16 protein-coding genes are annotated in these 17,878 nt (G+C 64.8%); all 16 read left to right on the top strand.

Going from position 1 to position 17,878, the window contains the following annotated elements; translation table 11 throughout:
* The first annotated feature begins 132 nt into the window (after positions 1-132).
* Positions 133-1,077 carry a chemotaxis protein gene (locus ABE423_RS10455; RefSeq protein WP_032127374.1) on the top strand — a complete coding sequence of 315 codons (945 nt, stop codon included), beginning with the start codon at positions 133-135 and terminating at the stop codon, positions 1,075-1,077.
* Positions 1,078-1,214: 137 nt separating this feature from the next.
* The gene (flgB, locus tag ABE423_RS10450; RefSeq protein ID WP_010485889.1) at positions 1,215-1,610 is read left to right on the top strand and encodes a flagellar basal body rod protein FlgB; all 396 of its coding nucleotides are present in this window, start codon (positions 1,215-1,217) and stop codon (positions 1,608-1,610) included.
* A 3-nt stretch (positions 1,611-1,613) separates the two neighbouring features.
* Positions 1,614-2,021, top strand: coding sequence for a flagellar basal body rod protein FlgC (gene flgC, locus ABE423_RS10445; protein ID WP_010485892.1), 408 nt, complete (start codon positions 1,614-1,616; stop codon positions 2,019-2,021).
* 23 nt (positions 2,022-2,044) lie between these two features.
* Positions 2,045-2,728, top strand: a complete 684-nt coding sequence (locus ABE423_RS10440) for a flagellar hook capping FlgD N-terminal domain-containing protein (RefSeq protein WP_346485977.1) — start codon at positions 2,045-2,047, stop codon at positions 2,726-2,728.
* A 32-nt stretch (positions 2,729-2,760) separates the two neighbouring features.
* Positions 2,761-3,984: a flagellar hook protein FlgE gene (flgE, locus tag ABE423_RS10435; protein ID WP_107431886.1), complete on the top strand. Its 1,224-nt coding sequence runs from the start codon at positions 2,761-2,763 to the stop codon at positions 3,982-3,984.
* 32 nt (positions 3,985-4,016) lie between these two features.
* Positions 4,017-4,766 (top strand): flagellar basal body rod protein FlgF, encoded by a 750-nt coding sequence (locus ABE423_RS10430; RefSeq protein WP_346485975.1) that lies wholly within the window; start codon positions 4,017-4,019, stop codon positions 4,764-4,766.
* Positions 4,767-4,868: 102 nt separating this feature from the next.
* Positions 4,869-5,654: a flagellar basal-body rod protein FlgG gene (flgG, locus tag ABE423_RS10425; protein ID WP_005409571.1), complete on the top strand. Its 786-nt coding sequence runs from the start codon at positions 4,869-4,871 to the stop codon at positions 5,652-5,654.
* A gap of 22 nt (positions 5,655-5,676) precedes the next feature.
* Complete coding sequence (gene flgH, locus ABE423_RS10420) at positions 5,677-6,369, top strand: flagellar basal body L-ring protein FlgH (protein ID WP_010485899.1); 693 nt, start codon at positions 5,677-5,679, stop codon at positions 6,367-6,369.
* A 2-nt stretch (positions 6,370-6,371) separates the two neighbouring features.
* Positions 6,372-7,508 (top strand): flagellar basal body P-ring protein FlgI, encoded by a 1,137-nt coding sequence (locus tag ABE423_RS10415; RefSeq protein WP_049421917.1) that lies wholly within the window; start codon positions 6,372-6,374, stop codon positions 7,506-7,508.
* A 1-nt stretch (position 7,509) separates the two neighbouring features.
* Positions 7,510-8,709 carry a flagellar assembly peptidoglycan hydrolase FlgJ gene (flgJ, locus tag ABE423_RS10410; protein WP_346485972.1) on the top strand — a complete coding sequence of 400 codons (1,200 nt, stop codon included), beginning with the start codon at positions 7,510-7,512 and terminating at the stop codon, positions 8,707-8,709.
* An 8-nt stretch (positions 8,710-8,717) separates the two neighbouring features.
* A complete protein-coding gene (gene flgK, locus ABE423_RS10405) occupies positions 8,718-10,598 on the top strand; it encodes a flagellar hook-associated protein FlgK (protein WP_346485970.1) in 1,881 nt (626 codons plus the stop codon).
* A complete protein-coding gene (gene flgL / locus ABE423_RS10400) occupies positions 10,595-11,797 on the top strand; it encodes a flagellar hook-associated protein FlgL (protein ID WP_346485968.1) in 1,203 nt (400 codons plus the stop codon). Before flgK ends, flgL begins: the two co-directional genes overlap by 4 nt.
* A gap of 396 nt (positions 11,798-12,193) precedes the next feature.
* Positions 12,194-13,399 carry a flagellin gene (locus ABE423_RS10395; RefSeq protein WP_346485966.1) on the top strand — a complete coding sequence of 402 codons (1,206 nt, stop codon included), beginning with the start codon at positions 12,194-12,196 and terminating at the stop codon, positions 13,397-13,399.
* Positions 13,400-13,471: 72 nt separating this feature from the next.
* Positions 13,472-14,692 (top strand): flagellin, encoded by a 1,221-nt coding sequence (locus ABE423_RS10390; protein WP_346485964.1) that lies wholly within the window; start codon positions 13,472-13,474, stop codon positions 14,690-14,692.
* 86 nt (positions 14,693-14,778) lie between these two features.
* The gene (locus tag ABE423_RS10385) at positions 14,779-15,960 is read left to right on the top strand and encodes a flagellin (RefSeq protein ID WP_049480297.1); all 1,182 of its coding nucleotides are present in this window, start codon (positions 14,779-14,781) and stop codon (positions 15,958-15,960) included.
* A gap of 439 nt (positions 15,961-16,399) precedes the next feature.
* The gene (gene fliD / locus ABE423_RS10380) at positions 16,400-17,818 is read left to right on the top strand and encodes a flagellar filament capping protein FliD (protein WP_346485962.1); all 1,419 of its coding nucleotides are present in this window, start codon (positions 16,400-16,402) and stop codon (positions 17,816-17,818) included.
* Positions 17,819-17,878: the final 60 nt, after the last annotated feature.

Raw genomic sequence — 17,878 nt, 5'->3', positions numbered from 1 at the left:
GTGCCAGATCGACGGAGCGGCTTCTGTAGAGTCGAGCCATGCTAGACTGGCCGTCCGGAGCAGAGCAGTCGAGCATGGCTCGACTCTACAAAAGCGCTCAAGTTCGGCGCCTACCACGCCGATACAGCAGCCATGTCCCATGACCTGCTCAACCGGATCGACCAGCGGACCCGACTGGCCGGCCACAATCGCCTGGCGCTGCTGCTGTTCCGCCTCGGCGGACGTCAGCTTTTTGGCGTCAATGTCTTCAAGGTGCAGGAAGTCCTGCGCCGCCCGGAGCTGTTCCAGGTGCCCGGACTGCCCAGCCAGTTCGCCGGCGTGGCCGACGTCCGTGGCCGCTCGGTGCCGGTGCTGGACCTGGGCCTGGCCATCGGCCACCCCGAGCGTGAGCCCGATGCGGACACCTCGCCCGGCTACCTGGTCGTCACCGAGTTCAACCGCTCGATCCAGGGCTTCCTGGTCAGCGGCGTGGAGCGCATCGTCAACATCGCGGTGGAAGACATCCACCCGCCTCCGGAACTGGGCGCCGAATCGAGCTATCTGACGGCGGTGACCCGCTTCCAGGGCGAGTTGATCCAGGTGATCGACGTTGAAAGCGTGCTGGCCGATATCGCCCAGGTACGCGGTGAAGCAGTACTCGACCCGGCGATGGCAATGCCCGCCGACGGCCCGCAACTGCAGGTGCTCGTGGTGGACGACTCTCGTGTAGCCCGCCAACAGATCCGCAGCGTGTTGGACCAGCTTGGGGTGGGTGCCACCCTGCTTTCCGACGGCAAGCAGGCGCTGGACCACCTGCTGCAGATCCAAGCCTCGGGCGAGAACCCCGCCGAGCGCTATGCCATGGTCATCTCGGACATCGAAATGCCGGCCATGGACGGCTATACGCTGACGACGGAAATCCGGCGCCACCCGGGCCTTGCCGGCCTGTATGTCCTGCTGCATACCTCGCTGTCGGGCGTATTCAACAATGCGATGGTCGAGCGCGTCGGTGCCAACGCCTTCGTCGCCAAGTATTCGCCGCACGAACTGGCCGACTTCGTGCTGGACCGCCTGCGCAAGGTCGCGATGGCGGCCTGAGGCCTCTGATCCGGTAGTGCCGGCCGCTGGCCGTCAACCACAGACAATCCGGGAAGCCGGCCAGCGACCGGCACTACCCTCTCGAATTTGGCACACCCCTTGCAGCTTCCCGGGCAACGTTCCTGTGGGAGTGCACCGTGCGCAACCTGATTACCGACTACCTGGGCGTCCACGCCCAGGCCATGCCGTTGCGCGAACAGCGGATGAAGCTGATCGCCAGCAACCTCGGCAATGCCGACACTCCCGGCTACAAGGCCCAGGATCTGGACTTCGATGCCGCCCTGCGCCATGCCCAGGGGCAGGATGCCAACGGCCTGATGACCACCACCAACGAGCAGCACTACGAGATCAGTAGTGGCCTGAATCCGTTCCAGATCGCGCGCGACGGCGTGCAGCCCAGCCTGGACGGCAACACCGTCGATCCCGATGCCGAGCGTGCCGCCTATGGCCGCGCCGCACTCGAATACCGCGCCTCGCTCAGCTTCGTCGAGAGCAAGGTGCGTTCCATGCTGACCGCGATCACGGGGCAATAAGCCATGAGCAACCTGCCGATCTTCGATATCGCCGGCTCCGCGCTGCAGGCGCAGTCGGTGCGCATGAGCACCATCGCCTCCAACCTCTCCAACGCCGACACCGTCGCCGGTTCCGCCGATGCCGTGTACAAGCCGCTGGAACCGATCTTCCAGGCAGTGACCAGCAAGAACGATCCGAACATCACGTCGGTGAAGGTCAAGGAGATCACCCAGAGCGAAGCCGCGCCGATCAAGCGCTATGAACCGGGCCACCCGCTGGCCGACGGCGATGGCTACATCTACCAGCCCGACGTGGATCCGGTGGCGCAGATGGTCAACCTGATCTCGACTTCGCGCAATTACCAGGCTGGCGTGGAGATGCTGACCACCGCCAAGGAACTGGCCCTGGCCACCTTGACCATGGGCCGCTGAGGCCCGCAGCACCGGATACCACCATGACCACCGCCGTCAACAACCAGACCAGCCAGGACGTCTACGCCGCGCTCGGCCTGAACGCCCCGAACAGCAACGCCACCAAGAAGAAGAACACGCTGGACCAGGCCGATTTCCTGCGCCTGATGACCGAGCAGCTGCAGCACCAGGATCCGCTGAAGCCGATGGACAACACGCAGATGGTTGCGCAGATGGCGCAGATGTCCACCGTGCAGGGCATCACCGATCTGAACAAGACGGTGAAGGGTTTCCAGGAATCGATGGCCAGCGACCAGGTGCTGCGCGGTGCCGCTCTGGTTGGCCACCAGGTACTGGTGCCGTCGGAAAAGCTGGTACTGGAAAAGGAAGGCAGCGTCGAAGGCACGGTGGCTGCGCCCTCGGCCGGCATCGTGACCGTCGACATCACCGATGCCAACGGCACCAAGGTCACCTCGCTGAGCGTAGAAGCCAAGGCCGCTGGCGAAACCGCGTTTCAGTGGGACGGCAAGGATGCCAACGGCAAGCGCATGGAACCGGGCAAGTACTCCATCGTCGCCAACCACGTCGACACCGCCGGCAAGAGCACCAAGCTGTCCACCTTCGTGCAGGCCCCGGTGGAGAGCGTGACCGTCGGCTCCGACGGCCTGTACCTGAATCTCAAGGGCCTGGGCACGGCCCCGATCGACTACGTGCTCCGCGTCAGCTGAGCCGCACATTCCGCATCTACCAGGAGCATCCCATGGGCTTCAACGTCTCCCTGTCCGGCATCAATGCCGCCAATACCGACCTGAGCGTCACCGCCAACAACGTCGCCAACGTCAATACCGCCGGCTTCAAGCAATCACGCGCCGAGTTCGCTGACCTGTTCGCCTCCACCAGCTACGGCCTGTCGAAGAACCAGACCGGCTCGGGCGTGCGCGTTTCCAACGTGGCCCAACAGTTCATCCAGGGCCACAACGAGCAGACCGGCCGCAGCCTGGACATGGCGATCTCCGGTGAGGGCTTCTTCACCATGAACATGAACGGCTCGCGCGTGTACTCGCGTGCCGGCAACTTCCAGACCGATTCCGCCGGCTATGTGATCAACCCACAGGGCGCACGCCTGCAGGTGTTCGCGCCGAACGCCGATGGCACCAACTTCGATGCAGGCCGCCTGGTGGACCTGCAGCTGCTGACTACCGACAGCGCGCCGAAGCAGACCAGCGAAGTGAAGGTCGGTTTCACCCTGCCCGCCAACGCCAAGCAACCGACGGTCACCAATTTCGATCCGACCGACTCCAACAGCTACAACCACTCCAGCGGCGGCATCACCGTGTACGACTCGCTGGGCGTGAGCCACATCCAGGTCTCGTACTTCGTGAAAGGTGCCAACCCCAACGAGTGGACCGTGCGCAACTACGTGGATGGCCAGCCGGCCGGCGCACCGACCCCGGTGACGTTCGACAACAGCGGCAAGCTGACCAATCCTGCCAACGGCAAGGTCAGCCTCGGTACTTTCACCCCGACCACCGGCGCGGGCCAGCTGAACATGACGCTGGATATCAGCGGCTCGACCCAGTACGGCGAGAAGTTCGCGCTACGCAACACCCAGCAGGACGGCTATGCCGCTGGCAAGCTCAACGAGATCACCGTATCGGAAACCGGCGTGGTCTATGCCCGCTACTCCAACGGCGACGACAAGCCCCTCGGCCAGGTCGCACTGACCACGTTCAACAACACGCAGGGTCTGGAGCAGAAGGGCAACAACCTGTGGGTGGAGACGTTCGAGTCGGGCACCCCGCGCACCGGCATGCCGGACACCTCCAACCTCGGCAAGATCCAGGCCGGCTCGCTGGAAGCGTCCACCGTCGACCTCACCGAGCAGCTGGTCAACATGATCACCGCGCAGCGCAACTTCCAGGCCAACGCGCAGATGATCACCACGCAGGACCAGATCACCCAGACCGTCATCAACATCCGTTGATGACCTGCTGACCCCGTCACGGAACTCCCCGCATGGATAAAGCCCTTTACGTGGCGATGACCGGTGCCCGCGCCTCCCTGCAGGCGCAGGGTACGCTCAGCCACAACCTCGCCAACTCCGACACCCCCGGCTTCAAGGAAGCGCTGGCCAACACCGAAGCCTTCCCGATCCGTGGCCCGGGCTTTGCCTCGCGGGTGGATGCGCTGCATGTCGACGCCGGATTCAACCGCGCGCCCGGTTCGCAGCACATCACCGGCAAACCGCTGGACCTGTCCCTGCAGACCGGCACCTGGCTGGCCGTGCAGTCCAGTGACGGCAGCGAGGCGTACACGCGCGGCGCGGCGTTGTCGGTGACGCCGAACGGCCAGCTGGTGACCTCCAGCGGCCGTCCGGTACTGGATGACAACAACAACCCGATCGCCATTCCGCCCTACCAGGCGATGGAGATCGGTGCCGACGGCACGCTCTCGATCATCCCGCAGGGCGAAGGTCCGCAGACCATGGCGCAGATCGGTCGCATCAAAGTGGTGCAGGCACCGGATGAACGCCTGGAGCGTGGCCTGGACGGCCTGTTCCGCAACACCGACCCGCTGCAGCCGTTCGCACCGGCACAGGGCACGGCCGTGCACAGCGGCCAGCTGGAAGGCAGCAACGTGGATGCCGCTGGCGCGCTGGTGCAGATGATCCAGCTGCAGCGCCAGTACGAAATGCAGGTGCAGGTGATCAAGCACGGCGACGAAAACGCGCGCAGCGCCAACAGCATGCTGCGCCTGGGCAGCTGACGGAATTCCGGCGCCGGTTGATGCCGGCGCTGGCACACCGCTTGCACACCCGCATACAAGGGCCGCACCACGCGGCCGGCTTCAGCAGACAGGACATCGAAGATGAACCAGGCATTGTGGATCGCGAAAACCGGACTGGATGCGCAGCAGATGCGCATGTCGGTGGTTTCCAACAACCTCGCCAACACCAACACCACCGGCTTCAAGCAGGACCGTGCCAGTTTTGAAGACCTGCTGTACCAGCAGGTACGGCAGCCCGGCGGCTCCTCGTCGGCGCAGACGCAGCTGCCCACCGGCCTGCAGCTGGGTACCGGCGTGCGCGTGGTCGCCACCGCCAAGAACTTTGAACAGGGTGGCCAGCAGCAGACCGGCCGCGCCCTGGACGTGATGGTCAATGGCCGCGGCTTCTTCGAAGTACAGATGCCTGATGGGAGCTCGGCCTACACCCGTGATGGCTCGTTCAAGATCAACCAGGACAGCGAGCTGGTCACCAACAGCGGCTACCCGGTGCAGCCGGGCATCCAGATTCCCGAAGGCGCGCAGTCGGTGACCATCGGCACCGATGGCACCATCAGCGTGAAGATGGCCGACGGCGCCGCCTCGGTGGAAGTCGGCGCACTGACCCTGACCGACTTCGTCAATCCCGCTGGCCTGCAGGCACGTGGCGAGAACCTGTTCCTGGAGACCACTGCGTCCGGCCCGGCACAGAACGGCAACCCCGGCCTCAACGGCCTCGGCACTGTGGTGCAGGGCGCGCTGGAAGGCAGCAACGTCAACGTGGTGGAGGAGCTGGTGTCGATGATCGAAACCCAGCGCGCCTACGAGATGAACGCCAAGGCGATCTCCACCACCGACTCGATGCTCGGTTATCTCAACAACAAGCTCTGACCGGCCAAATCGGGAAACCGCCATGTCGCCCATTTCCAACTTCGCCCGCACTGCTCTCGCCTGCGCCGTGGCCGCCCTGCTCGGTGGCTGCGTGATCGCGGGCGACGTGCGCCCCTACCCGACGATGGCACCGATCCAGCCGATCATGCCGCCGCAGGCACAGCCGACCGCCGGCGCGATCTACGCTGCCGGCCCGACCCTGCAGCTGTATTCGGACCGGCGCGCGCGCGATGTTGGCGACCTGTTGACCATCACCCTGCTGGAAAACACCACCGCGCAGACCAGCGCCAACACGGCCACCAACAAGGAATCGAACCTGAGCCTGGGAACGCCGTCCATTCTCGGCGCTCCGGTCACCCTCGGCGGCAAGGACATCCTGAGTGCCACAGCCAAGGGCGCGCGTGACTTCACCGGCAAGGGCAACAGCGCGCAGAGCAACCGCCTGCAGGGCAGCGTCACCGTCACCGTGGTCCAACGCCTGCCCAACGGCAACCTGGTGGTGCAGGGGCAGAAGAACCTGCGGCTCAACCAGGGCGATGAACTGGTACAGGTGCAGGGCATCGTGCGCCCGGGCGACATCAGCCAGGACAACACCATTCCGTCCAGCCGCGTGGCCGAGGCCCGCATCGTCTACGGCGGCCGCGGTCCCGTCGCGCAGTCCAACGCGATGGGCTGGCTGAGCCGCTTCTTCAACTCCGGCCTGACGCCGTTCTGAGTATGGCCATGAAACTCTTCTCCTCTTCTTCCTGGCAGCGACGCATGGCGTCGTTCGTCGCGCTGATGCTGCTGGTCGTGGCTGCCCCTGCCAGCGCCGAGCGCATCAAGGACCTGGCCCAGGTCGGCGGCGTGCGCGGCAATGCGCTGGTGGGTTATGGCCTGGTGGTCGGCCTGGATGGCAGCGGCGACCGCACCAGCCAGGCACCCTTCACCGTGCAGAGCCTGAAGAACCTGCTCGGCGAACTGGGCGTCAACGTGCCGCCGAACGTCAACCCGCAGCTGAAGAACGTGGCCGCCGTGGCGATCCACGCCGAACTGCCGCCGTTCGCCAAGCCGGGCCAGCCGATCGACATCACCGTGTCCTCGATCGGCAACGCGGTCTCGCTGCGTGGCGGTTCGCTGCTGATGGCGCCGCTGCGCGGTGCTGACGGCCAGATCTATGCCATCGCACAGGGCAACCTGATCGTCGGCGGCTTTGGTGCGCAGGGCAAGGATGGTTCCCGTGTCTCGGTGAACGTGCCCAGCGTCGGCCGCATTCCCAACGGTGCCACCGTTGAACGCGCCCTGCCCGACCCGCTGGCCAACGGCGGCGACATCACCCTGAACCTGCACAACAACGACTTCACCACGGTCTCGCGCATGGTTGCCGCGCTCAACAACGCCTTCGGCGAAGGTGCGGCGCGTGCGGTCGATGGCGTGACCGTGGCGGTCACCGCGCCGACCGACCCAGGCGCGCGCATCGGCCTGCTGGCACGCATCGAGAACCTGGAACTGACCCCCGGCAGCGCCCCGGCCAAGGTGGTGGTCAATTCGCGTACCGGCACCGTGGTCATCGGCCAGCAGGTGCGCGTGGGACCGGCGGCGATCTCGCATGGTTCGCTGACCGTGACCATCCAGGAAAACACCAACGTCAGCCAGCCCAATGCGCTGTCCGGCGGCCGCACCGTGGCCAGCCCGCAGTCGACCATCACCGCCACCAACGACGGCAGCCGCATGTTCAAGTTCAGCGGCGGCACCACCCTGGACGAGATCGTGCACGCGGTGAACGCCGTGGGCGCGGCACCGGGCGATCTCATCGCGATCCTGGAAGCCCTGAAGCAGGCCGGCGCACTGAGTGCCGAGCTCGAGGTGATCTGATATGCGTATCACTCCCGCATTCGATCTGCACCCGGCGCAACAGAACGATCCGGCCAAGATCGACAAGGTCGCGCGCCAGCTGGAAGGCCAGTTCGCGCAGATGCTGGTCAAGAGCATGCGTGACGCCAGCTTCGGCGATTCGCTGTTCCCCGGCGAAAACAAGATGTTCCGCGAGATGTACGACCAGAAGATTGCCGAGGCGATGACCCGCGGCAAGGGCCTGGGCCTGTCGGGCATGATCAGCCGGCAGCTGTCCGGCCAGGCCGCCGACGGCCCGGCGCTGGATACCCGCGTGGACCCGGCCAAGGCCAGTCGTGCCTACCAGCTCAATGCACCGGCCAAGCCGGCACCGTCGCTGCCGCTGGAAGACGGCAGTCAGGCCGTGCGCCTGCTGCAGCAGATGGCCGCCGGTGCACAGCACGGTGCGCAGGCGGCAGTCGCACCGATGGAACAGGCCCTGGACCTGATCGCCGGCCGCGAGAGCAGCAGCATGCACCGCTCGTTGGGCACCGAGGATCCGTACATCGGCAGCCTGCAGGGCGAGGACTGGGCCGCCAACAGCGACCAGTGGTCGGCCACCGCCAGCAACCGCGGCACCGCGATCAGTCCGGCCGATGCGATGGCTACCCGCACCGCCGTCGCCCAGCTGGGCGAGCACACCCCGGAAGGCTTCGTTGCCAGCATCTGGCAGCACGCGCAGAGCGCGGCCAGGGAACTGGGCGTGGATGCCCGCGCCCTGGTCGCCCAGGCGGCGCTGGAAACCGGCTGGGGCAAGCGCCACATCAAGCATGCCGACGGTAGCACTTCGCACAACCTGTTCGGCATCAAGGCCAATGGCTGGAACGGCCAGCGCGCCGTGGCCGGCACCCACGAATATGTCGATGGCGTGCGCCGCAACGAGACCGCCAGCTTCCGCGCCTACAGTTCGCCGGCCGAGAGCTTCGCCGACTATGTGCGCCTGCTGAAGACCAGCCCGCGTTACCAGCAGGCCCTGCAGGCCGGCACCGACGTGCAGGGCTTCGCCCGCGGCCTGCAGCGCGCCGGCTATGCCACCGATCCGCGTTACGCGGCCAAGATCGCCGCGATCGCCGGCGGCCCGACCATCGAGCGCGCCGTCAGTGCCGTGGCCGATGCCGGCTCGCGCCTTGGCCAGACCTTCGCCAGCACCGCAACCGCGGCGCTGGGTATCACTCGTCGTTGAGGAACCCCATGTCCAGCGTACTTTCCACCGGTACCGGTGCCCTGCTCGCCTTCCAGCGTGCGTTGGCGACCACCAGCCACAACGTGGCCAACCTCAATACCCCGGGCTACAGCCGGCAGAAGGTCAACTTCGCCACCGCTGATCCGCAGAACTACGGCTACGGCACGGTCGGCAACGGCACCCGCATCACCGACATCCGCCGCACCGCCGACCAGCTGGCGATCTCACGCCTGCTCGACAGCAGCGGCGAGCTGGCACGCCTGAAGCAGCTTTCGAGCATGGCCGACCGCGTCAACGCGCTGGTCTCTGATCCTGCCACCAACGTCTCCGGCGTCTGGTCCAACTTCTTCGATTCGGTCAGCGGCCTGTCTTCCAATGCCTCCGGCACGGCCGACCGCCAGAACATGCTCGATGGCGGCAAGGCCCTGGCCAACCGCTTCGTGCAGCTCAACACCCATCTGAACAACCTCAACAGCGAGGTCAACAACGGTCTGCTGGCCGGTGCCACCGAGATCAACCGGCTCGCGCAGGAAATCGCGCAGATCAACGGCGCCATCGGCACCAACATCGCCACGGCCGCACCCGACCTGCTCGATCGTCGTGACCAGCTGATCACCCAGCTGATCGGCTACACCGGTGGCACGGCGGTGATCCAGGACGGCGGCATCATGAATGTCTACACCGCCGGCGGCAATGCCCTGGTGGTAGGCACCACGGCGACCAAGGTCACCACCGTGGCCGACCCGTACCAGCCCGAACGCCTGCAGCTGGCCCTGGAAACCCAGGGCAACACCATCCGCCTCGACCCGAAGGCCGTCGGTGGCCAGATCGGTGGCCTGATGGAGTTCCGCGACACCGTGCTGACCCCGGCCCAGGCCGAGCTGGGCAAGCTGGCCGTGGGCCTGGCCGAGACCTTCAACCAGGCCCACCACCAGGGTGTTGACCTGTACGGCAAGATGGGCGGCGACTTCTTCAACATCGGCAACCCCCGCGTCACCGCCAACAACAGCAATACCGGCACGGCCAGCCTCAGCGCGACATATGGCGACCTGGGCAAGCTGGACGCGCAGAACGTTGTGCTGCAGTTCGATGGCACCAACTGGAAGGCCAGCCGGGCTGACACCGGCGCCAGCGTGCCGCTGACCGGTTCGGGCACCGCTGCCGACCCGTTGATGATCAACGGCGTCAAGCTGGTGGTCGGCGGCACGCCGTCGGCCAATGACCGCTTCCTGCTGCAGACCACCGCAGGCGTGGCCGGCAGCATGGAGATGGCCATCACCGATCCGTCGCGTATTGCCGCCGCGGCTGCGGTCAAAGGCGCGGCCGCGACGTCCAACACCGGTACCGGCAAGTTGAGCGGCGTGACCGTGACCGATGCGAGCAACGCCAACCTGCGCAATCCGGCGGCCATCGTGTTCACCTCGGCCACCACCTACACCATCGATGGTGGCCCGCCGCAGACCTACACCCCCGGCCAGACCATCAGCGCCAACGGCTGGAGCTTCGTGCTGGACGGCGCGCCGAAGGTCGGCGATACCTTCAACATCACCCCGACGCCGGCCGGCTCCTCGGACAACAGCAATGCCGCCAAGTTGGCCAAGGTCGAGAGCGCCAAGGCGTTCAACGCCGGCACGGTGACGCTCAACGGCGCGCTGGGCGGCCTCACCACCCAGGTCGGTGCTGCGGCCCGTTCTGCCGAGTACTCGCTGGACGCCCAGCTGGTGATCAACGACAAGGCGCAGGAAGCGCGCGATGAAGTGTCCGGCGTCAACCTGGACGAGGAGGCCGCCGACATGCTGCGTCTGCAACAGGCCTACCAGGCGGCCTCGCAGCTGATCTCCACCGCCGACAGCATGTTCCAGACCATCCTGGGAGCCGTCCGCCGATGAGCAGCCGCATCTCCACCAGCATGATGTACAACCAGTCGGTGTCGCTGATGATGGCCAAGCAGGCCAAGCTCAGCCACCTGGAGCAGCAGATCGCCACCGGCAGCAAGATCGTCACCGCAAAGGACGATCCGGTCGGCGCAGGCGCAGCGGTCGGACTGGACCGCAGCCTGGCCGCACTGGACCGCATGAAACTCAACGCCGGCAACGTGCAGAACCGGCTGGGCGTGCAGGAAAATACCCTGGCACAGGTCAACGACCTGATGGGGCGGGTCAACGACCTGACCATCCAGGCCAGCAACCCCGCGTTGAGCGCGGCCGACAAGAAGACGCTGATCACCGAGCTGAACCAGATCCGCGACGGCCTGCTGTCGCTGGCCAACGCCGAGGACGGCACGGGCCGCTATGTGTTCGGCGGCACCAACGATGGTGACCCGCCGTTCGCCAAGATCAACGGCAAGGTGGTCTACCGCGGTGACCAGACCCAGCGCCAGATCGAGGTCGGCCCCGATACCTACGTCCGCGATGCCCTGCCCGGCAGCGAGATCTTCATGCGCATCCCCACCGGCGACGGCTTCGTCGATGGCGGTGCCGCAACAGGCAATACCGGCAACGGCGTGCTGACCAACATCACCCGCGATGGCACCGACAGCTGGAACGGGCAGTCATTCAGCATCCGCTTCACCGCCGCCGACCAGTACCAGGTGCTCGATGGCGCCGGCAACGTGACCAGCACCGGTACCTACAAGGCCGGCGACAATGTGGAAGTGAACGGCGTGCGCCTGCAGATCACCGGTGCGCCGGCAGCAGGCGACAGCTTCAACGTGAAGCCAGCGAGCAGCCGCGACATCTTCGACACCATGGACAAGCTGATCACCGCGCTGGATGCCGACACCGGTACCACCGCGAAGATGAGCGCACAGCAGAACGAACTGCAGAGCGCATTGCGCGACGTGGCGCGGGCGTCGGAGCGGATGATCGACTCGCGTGCAGCCGGCGGTGCGCAGCTGAAGGCACTGGACAATGCCGCCGACATGCGTGAAGCCAACAGTGTGACCCTGAAGACCACGCTGTCGCAGATGCGCGACCTGGACTACGCCGATGCGCTGAGCCAGTACCAGTTGCAGAGCACCGCACTGCAGGCGGCACAAACGATCTTCTCGCAGATGCAGTCGATGTCGTTGTTCAACAAGATCGGCTGACAGCTCTCTCACCTCAGCACTGAAAGGCCGCGATGCCCTGCATCGCGGCCTTTTTCGTTTCTGGGGCCCGTTGCCGCCGGGCGCGCCGACCCACCTTCCGCGGATTTTCCGTGATTACCCATCAAGCCCGGCCGGAGCCCGCCGATACCTTCATCAGCGCTGGTTGGGCATGCCCGACCGCCCCCTCCGGGGTCGCCTTCACGCCCCTCCAGGGCTGGAAAACCCCGGAAAAACAGCCTCCGGCAACGAATTACGGCTTCAGCGGAATTCACGGCTAAAGGTTGTTGACAAAGCGCCGTTATTCATTTGGCAACAACGAAGCACACAGCCACACAAAAAAACAGGCGGCGCTTCGTTTCATTCACCAACGGGTTCCATATAAGAGGAGACGACCCCATGGCACAGGTAATCAACACCAATACGATGTCGCTCAACGCTCAGCGCAACCTGAGCACCAGCGGCAACTCGCTGGCCACCACCATCCAGCGCCTCTCGTCCGGCCTGCGCATCAACAGCGCGAAGGACGACGCCGCCGGCCTGGCGATCTCGGAGCGCTTCAGCACCCAGATCCGCGGCCTGGACGTGGCCATCCGCAATGCCAACGACGGCATCTCGCTGGCCCAGGTCGCCGAAGGCTCGCTGAGCGAAGTCGGCAACAACCTGCAGCGCATCCGCGAACTGGCCGTGCAGGCCTCCAACGCTACCAACTCCAGCAGCGACCGCAAGGCCCTGCAGGCCGAAGTGACCCAGCTCGTCAGCGAAATCGACCGCGTCGCCAAGCAGAGCGACTTCAACGGCACCAAGCTGCTGGACGGCTCGTTCACCAGCCAGCTGTTCCAGGTCGGTGCCAATGCCGGCCAGGCCATTGCGATCAACAGCGTGGTGGATGCAAAGGCTGAATCGCTGGGTGCCACTACCTTCGTCGATGCCGGCAAGATCACCCTGGACAACACAGCAGTCGATGGCGCAGCCGGTAAGATCGTCGGGGTCAAGGTCGGTGCGATCAACGTCGGTGATGTCTCCTTCGACTACACCGCCCCGGGCGCCGCAACCGGCCCGGAGCTGGCTGCGATCCAGAAGTCCAACCAGGACAACGCTACCAAGGCACTGGCAGCAGCCCTGAACGGCAAGATCGGCGAGACCGGCCTGCATGCCGCAGTGTCCGCGACCGCCGGTGAGATCACCCTGACCTCGGTCAAGGACGAAAACACGCTGGCCAGCGTGACCGTCCAGGCAGGCGCTACCCCGGCCAACCTGAACACCCCGGCCGCCGGCACCACGGCCGCACATGTCGCAGACATCAAGATCGACTCGGTTGCCGGCGCCCAGCAGGCGCTGGAAATCGTCGACAAGGCCTTGGAATCGGTCAACAGCGTCCGCGCCGACCTCGGCGCGATCCAGAACCGCTTCACTTCGGTGGTGGCCAACCTGCAGACCTCCTCGGAGAACCTGTCAGCCTCGCGCAGCCGCATCCGCGATACCGACTTCGCCAAGGAAACCGCTGAGCTGACCCGCACCCAGATCCTGCAGCAGGCCGGTACGGCCATGCTGGCCCAGGCCAACCAGGTACCGCAGAACGTGCTCAGCCTGTTGCAGCGCTGACATGAGCCGCCCCCGGGGCACGTCGGGGGCGTCTAACCCAACTCACGTGCAACCGCTCAAGGACCTCTCCTCATGGCACAAGTCATCAACACCAACACGATGTCGTTGAATGCTCAGCGTAACCTGAGCACCAGCGGCAGCTCGCTGGCCACTACCATCCAGCGCCTGTCCTCCGGTTCGCGCATCAACAGCGCCAAGGACGACGCCGCCGGCCTGGCGATCTCGGAGCGCTTCGGCACCCAGATCCGCGGCATCGACGTCGCCATCCGCAACGCCAACGATGGCATTTCGCTTGCACAGACCGCCGAAGGCTCGCTATCAGAAATCGGCAACAATCTGCAGCGTATCCGTGAGCTGTCGGTGCAGTCGGCCAACGCTACCAACTCCAGCAGCGACCGCAAGGCTCTGCAGGCAGAGGTGACCCAGCTGGTAAGCGAAATCGACCGCGTCGCCAAGCAGAGCGACTTCAATGGCACCAAGCTGCTGGACGGCTCTTTCTCCAGTCAGCTGTTCCAGGTCGGCGCAAACTCGGGCCAGGCGATTGCTATCGATAAGATCGTCGACGCAAAGACGGATTCGCTGGGCAACGCAACGTTCGGCTCCGACGGCTCGCTGGCCATCGGTGCCGCTCAGGATGTGACCACCGGCAAGATCTCCGGGCTGAAAATTGGCGGTCTCGACTTGGGTGACATCACCTTCGACCAGGGCACCGGTGCCGACGCAGCCGCAATCCGTGTTGGAACCGTGCAGAACGCTGTCAAGGCGATCACCACAGCGATCAATTCCAAGCTGGGTGAGACCGGTGTGCTCGCTTCGCAGGCCGTCGACGCCGCTGGTGCCCCCGTGGCAGGCACCGTCACCCTGACCACAGTCAAGAGCGATCTGGATGCAGCGGGTCTGGCCAAGACTGTCGTCTCCGGCAACGGGGCCAACATCACTGCCGTCCAGATTGGAGCGGACGCTACCAAGGACACCGTCTCCACGCTGTCGTCGTTGGACATCGGCACCGTTGCAGGCGCCCAGCGCGCGATGAGCGTCGTCGACAAGGCGCTGGAATCGATCAATAGCAGCCGCGCCGACCTGGGTGCCATCCAGAACCGCTTCACCTCGGTCGTTGCCAACCTGCAGACCTCGACGGAAAACCTGTCGGCCTCGCGTAGCCGCATCAAGGATACCGATTTCGCCAAGGAAACCGCCGAACTGACCCGCACCCAGATCCTGCAGCAGGCCGGTACGGCCATGCTGGCCCAGGCCAACCAGGTGCCGCAGGGCGTGCTCAGCCTGCTGCGCTGATCCGCATCCTGATCGTCTTCCGGGCACCGGTTGATACGGTGCCCGGCTACTGAACCACGCATCACCTCCGCCAAAGGAAAAGTACCATGGCACAAGTCATCAACACCAACACGATGTCGTTGAATGCTCAGCGCAACCTGAGCACCAGCGGCAGCTCGCTGGCCACCACCATCCAGCGCCTGTCCTCCGGTTCGCGCATCAACAGCGCCAAGGACGACGCCGCCGGCCTGGCGATCTCGGAGCGCTTCGGCACCCAGATCCGCGGCATCGACGTCGCCATCCGCAACGCCAACGATGGCATTTCGCTTGCACAGACCGCCGAGGGCTCGCTTTCGGAAATCGGCAATAACTTGCAGCGTGTCCGCGAACTGGCCGTGCAGGCAACGAACGCTACGAACTCTGACAGTGATCGTAAAGCGCTTCAGGCCGAAGTGTCACAGCTGGTCAGCGAGATCGATCGCGTTGCCAAGCAGTCGGACTTCAACGGCACCAAGCTGCTGGATGGTTCATTCTCGAGCCAGCTTTTCCAGGTGGGCGCCAACGCAGGCCAGGCAATTGCCATTGATCAGATCGTCGACGCGAAGACCTCGAGCTTGGGCCGGGCTGCATTTGCGGCTGACATCGCTGGTGCAGACGTAGCTGGTGCCGCCGCTGGCGCTGAGGTGGGTGGATTCAAGGTCAACGGCGTCACCGTCGACAAAGTGAAGTTCACGAATGCAGCGACCGATAAGGAGGTCGCAACATCTTTGGTCGCAGCCATCAATGCCAAGACCGGTGAGACTGGAGCGGTCGCAAAGGTAATCGAAACTGCGGGCGCGGCTGCTGGCGATCCGTCCACCTTCTCGATCACACTGAGCTCGATCAAGGCCGACTCCACTCTAGCGGTAGAAGCTTCAGCCACTGCGGGCTTCACTGCGACCTCGAACACCGCTACTGCCGCCGGCGCGACCGTCAACGTCGCTCAAGATCTCTCCGTAACATCTTTCAAGGATGCCTCACGGGCGATTGAGATTGTCGACAAGGCGTTGGGTTCGATCAACAACACCCGTGCTGACCTCGGCGCGATCCAGAACCGCTTCACTTCGGTCGTCGCCAACCTGCAGACCTCGACGGAAAACCTGTCGGCCTCGCGTAGCCGCATCAAGGATACCGATTTCGCCAAGGAAACCGCCGAGCTGACCCGCACCCAGATCCTGCAGCAGGCCGGTACGGCCATGCTGGCCCAGGCCAACCAGGTGCCGCAGGGCGTGCTCAGCCTGCTGCGCTGATCCACGGCAAGAAGGTGCTGCTACCGTCGGGTCAAACCGACGGTAGCAGCAACCCGGAAGTCACGATGCACGAAGGCGCGGGCCATGCCCGGCCCGGGAGTACTCCCGAACCGGCTTGGCATCGCCCGCTCCTGCGGACCTCTCTTTCAGCGCTGTACCTTTGACTGTACGTACCGGGCGGCTTCGTCTCCCCCCGATTGTCAGTAGCCTGTGCCCTCCCCTGCATTGGGGGAGGGTTTTTTGCAGACTCCCGGCAGCCCGCGGTGAATCTCCCCGCACCCTGCCCCAACCCTCCTGCAACCTGCGTGCCAGAACCTGCGCCTGAGCATTGGCACGGCGCATGCATCAACGAAGTCCTCAAGACCCAGCGGCGCAGGCCGCTATTTTCGTTGACGACGGGCCAGCGCCTAGCGGCCAGGCCCGATACCAGGAGAATCACATGGCAAGCTTTGGATACGGTGGCATCGGCTCGGGCCTGAACATTTCAGACATCGTCAGCCAGCTGGTGGCGGCCGACCGCAAGCCCGCCGACAACGCGCTGAACCTGCAGCAGTCCAAGGCCAAGATGCAGCTGTCGTCGATCGGCACCGTCACCTCGGCCTTTGACAAGCTGAAGACTGCATTGACCGCGCTGAAGGCCACCACAGCCTTCGACACGCGCACAGTAACCGCCACCGGCAAGGCCGGCCCCAACAATGCCGATGACGTGCTGTCGGCGTCGGTAGCGCTGTACGACCAGGGTTTGACCAAGGCCGCCGCCGCCAATGGCACGCACCAGGTGGAGGTGAAATCCCTCGCCACGGCACACAAGCTGATTGCCAGCACCTCGGTGCCCAAGACCGACACCTTCGGCGCCGGAACCTTGACGCTGACCGTTGGCGTGGGCGACAAGGCAAAGACGATGAAGGTCGAGGTGGAGGCCGGCGACACGCTCACCACCGTGCGCAACAAAATCGATGCCGCAGGCCGCAAGGAAGGCGTGCAGGCGACCCTGATCGCTTCGGGCGATAGCCAGTACCTGTCGATCGCCCAGGAGAAAACCGGCGCCGCCAACGCGATCAAGCTGGAATATGGCGGCAGCGACCCGAAGCTGAGCGCACTGATTGGCAGCCTTCAGGAGAACACCGCGGCAGCCGATGCCGAGCTGACCATCGATGGCGTCACGGTGATCAGCGACAGCAACACCGTGACCGACGCCGTACCGGGCCTGACCCTGAACCTCAAGGTCAAGGGCAAGAGCACGGTCGTGATCAGTACCGACACCACTGCAGCCACCAAGGTGATGCAGGACTTCGTCAAGGCGTACAACGATGCGATCGCCGCCATCAATACCGAGACCAAGTACGACGCCAAGACCAAGGAAGCGGCGACGCTGACGGGCGATGCGCAGATGCGCGGCGCATCCAGTCAGCTGCGTTCGATGATGGGCGCTGTACTGAAGGATCTGTCCGCGGATGGATTGGATCCGAAGAAGCTCGGCCTGCAGACCCGTGGCTATCCCAATGCCGACGGCAGCCTGGTGCTGGACGCGACCAAATTCGCAGCGGCGCTTGCCAGCCAGCCGGAGAAGATCCGCTCGGCGATCACCGGTGATACCGGCGGCGCCGGCAAGCTCTACACGATGGTAGACGGTTACGTCAGTACGACCACGGGCAAGGAAGGCGCCTTCGTCGCCCGTACCAAGGGCCTGAACACCACGTTGGACAACATCGACAAGCGACGCAAGGACCTGGACGTCCGCATGAAAAACGTCGAGGAACGCTACAAGAAGCAGTTCCTGGCGCTGGACAGCCTGATGGGCAAACTGCAGCAGAGCAACACCGCATTGCAGCAACAGCTGGCACAGCTGAACCGCTAAAGGACTGCGTGCAACGCTCAAGTTTGGCGTGTAACGCACCGATAACGGACGCAACAGCAA

It is taken from the genome of Stenotrophomonas sp. TWI1409 (genome assembly GCF_039673015.1).
GTDB lineage: Bacteria > Pseudomonadota > Gammaproteobacteria > Xanthomonadales > Xanthomonadaceae > Stenotrophomonas > Stenotrophomonas maltophilia_A.
This window is presented reverse-complemented; position numbering and strand designations above follow the sequence as displayed.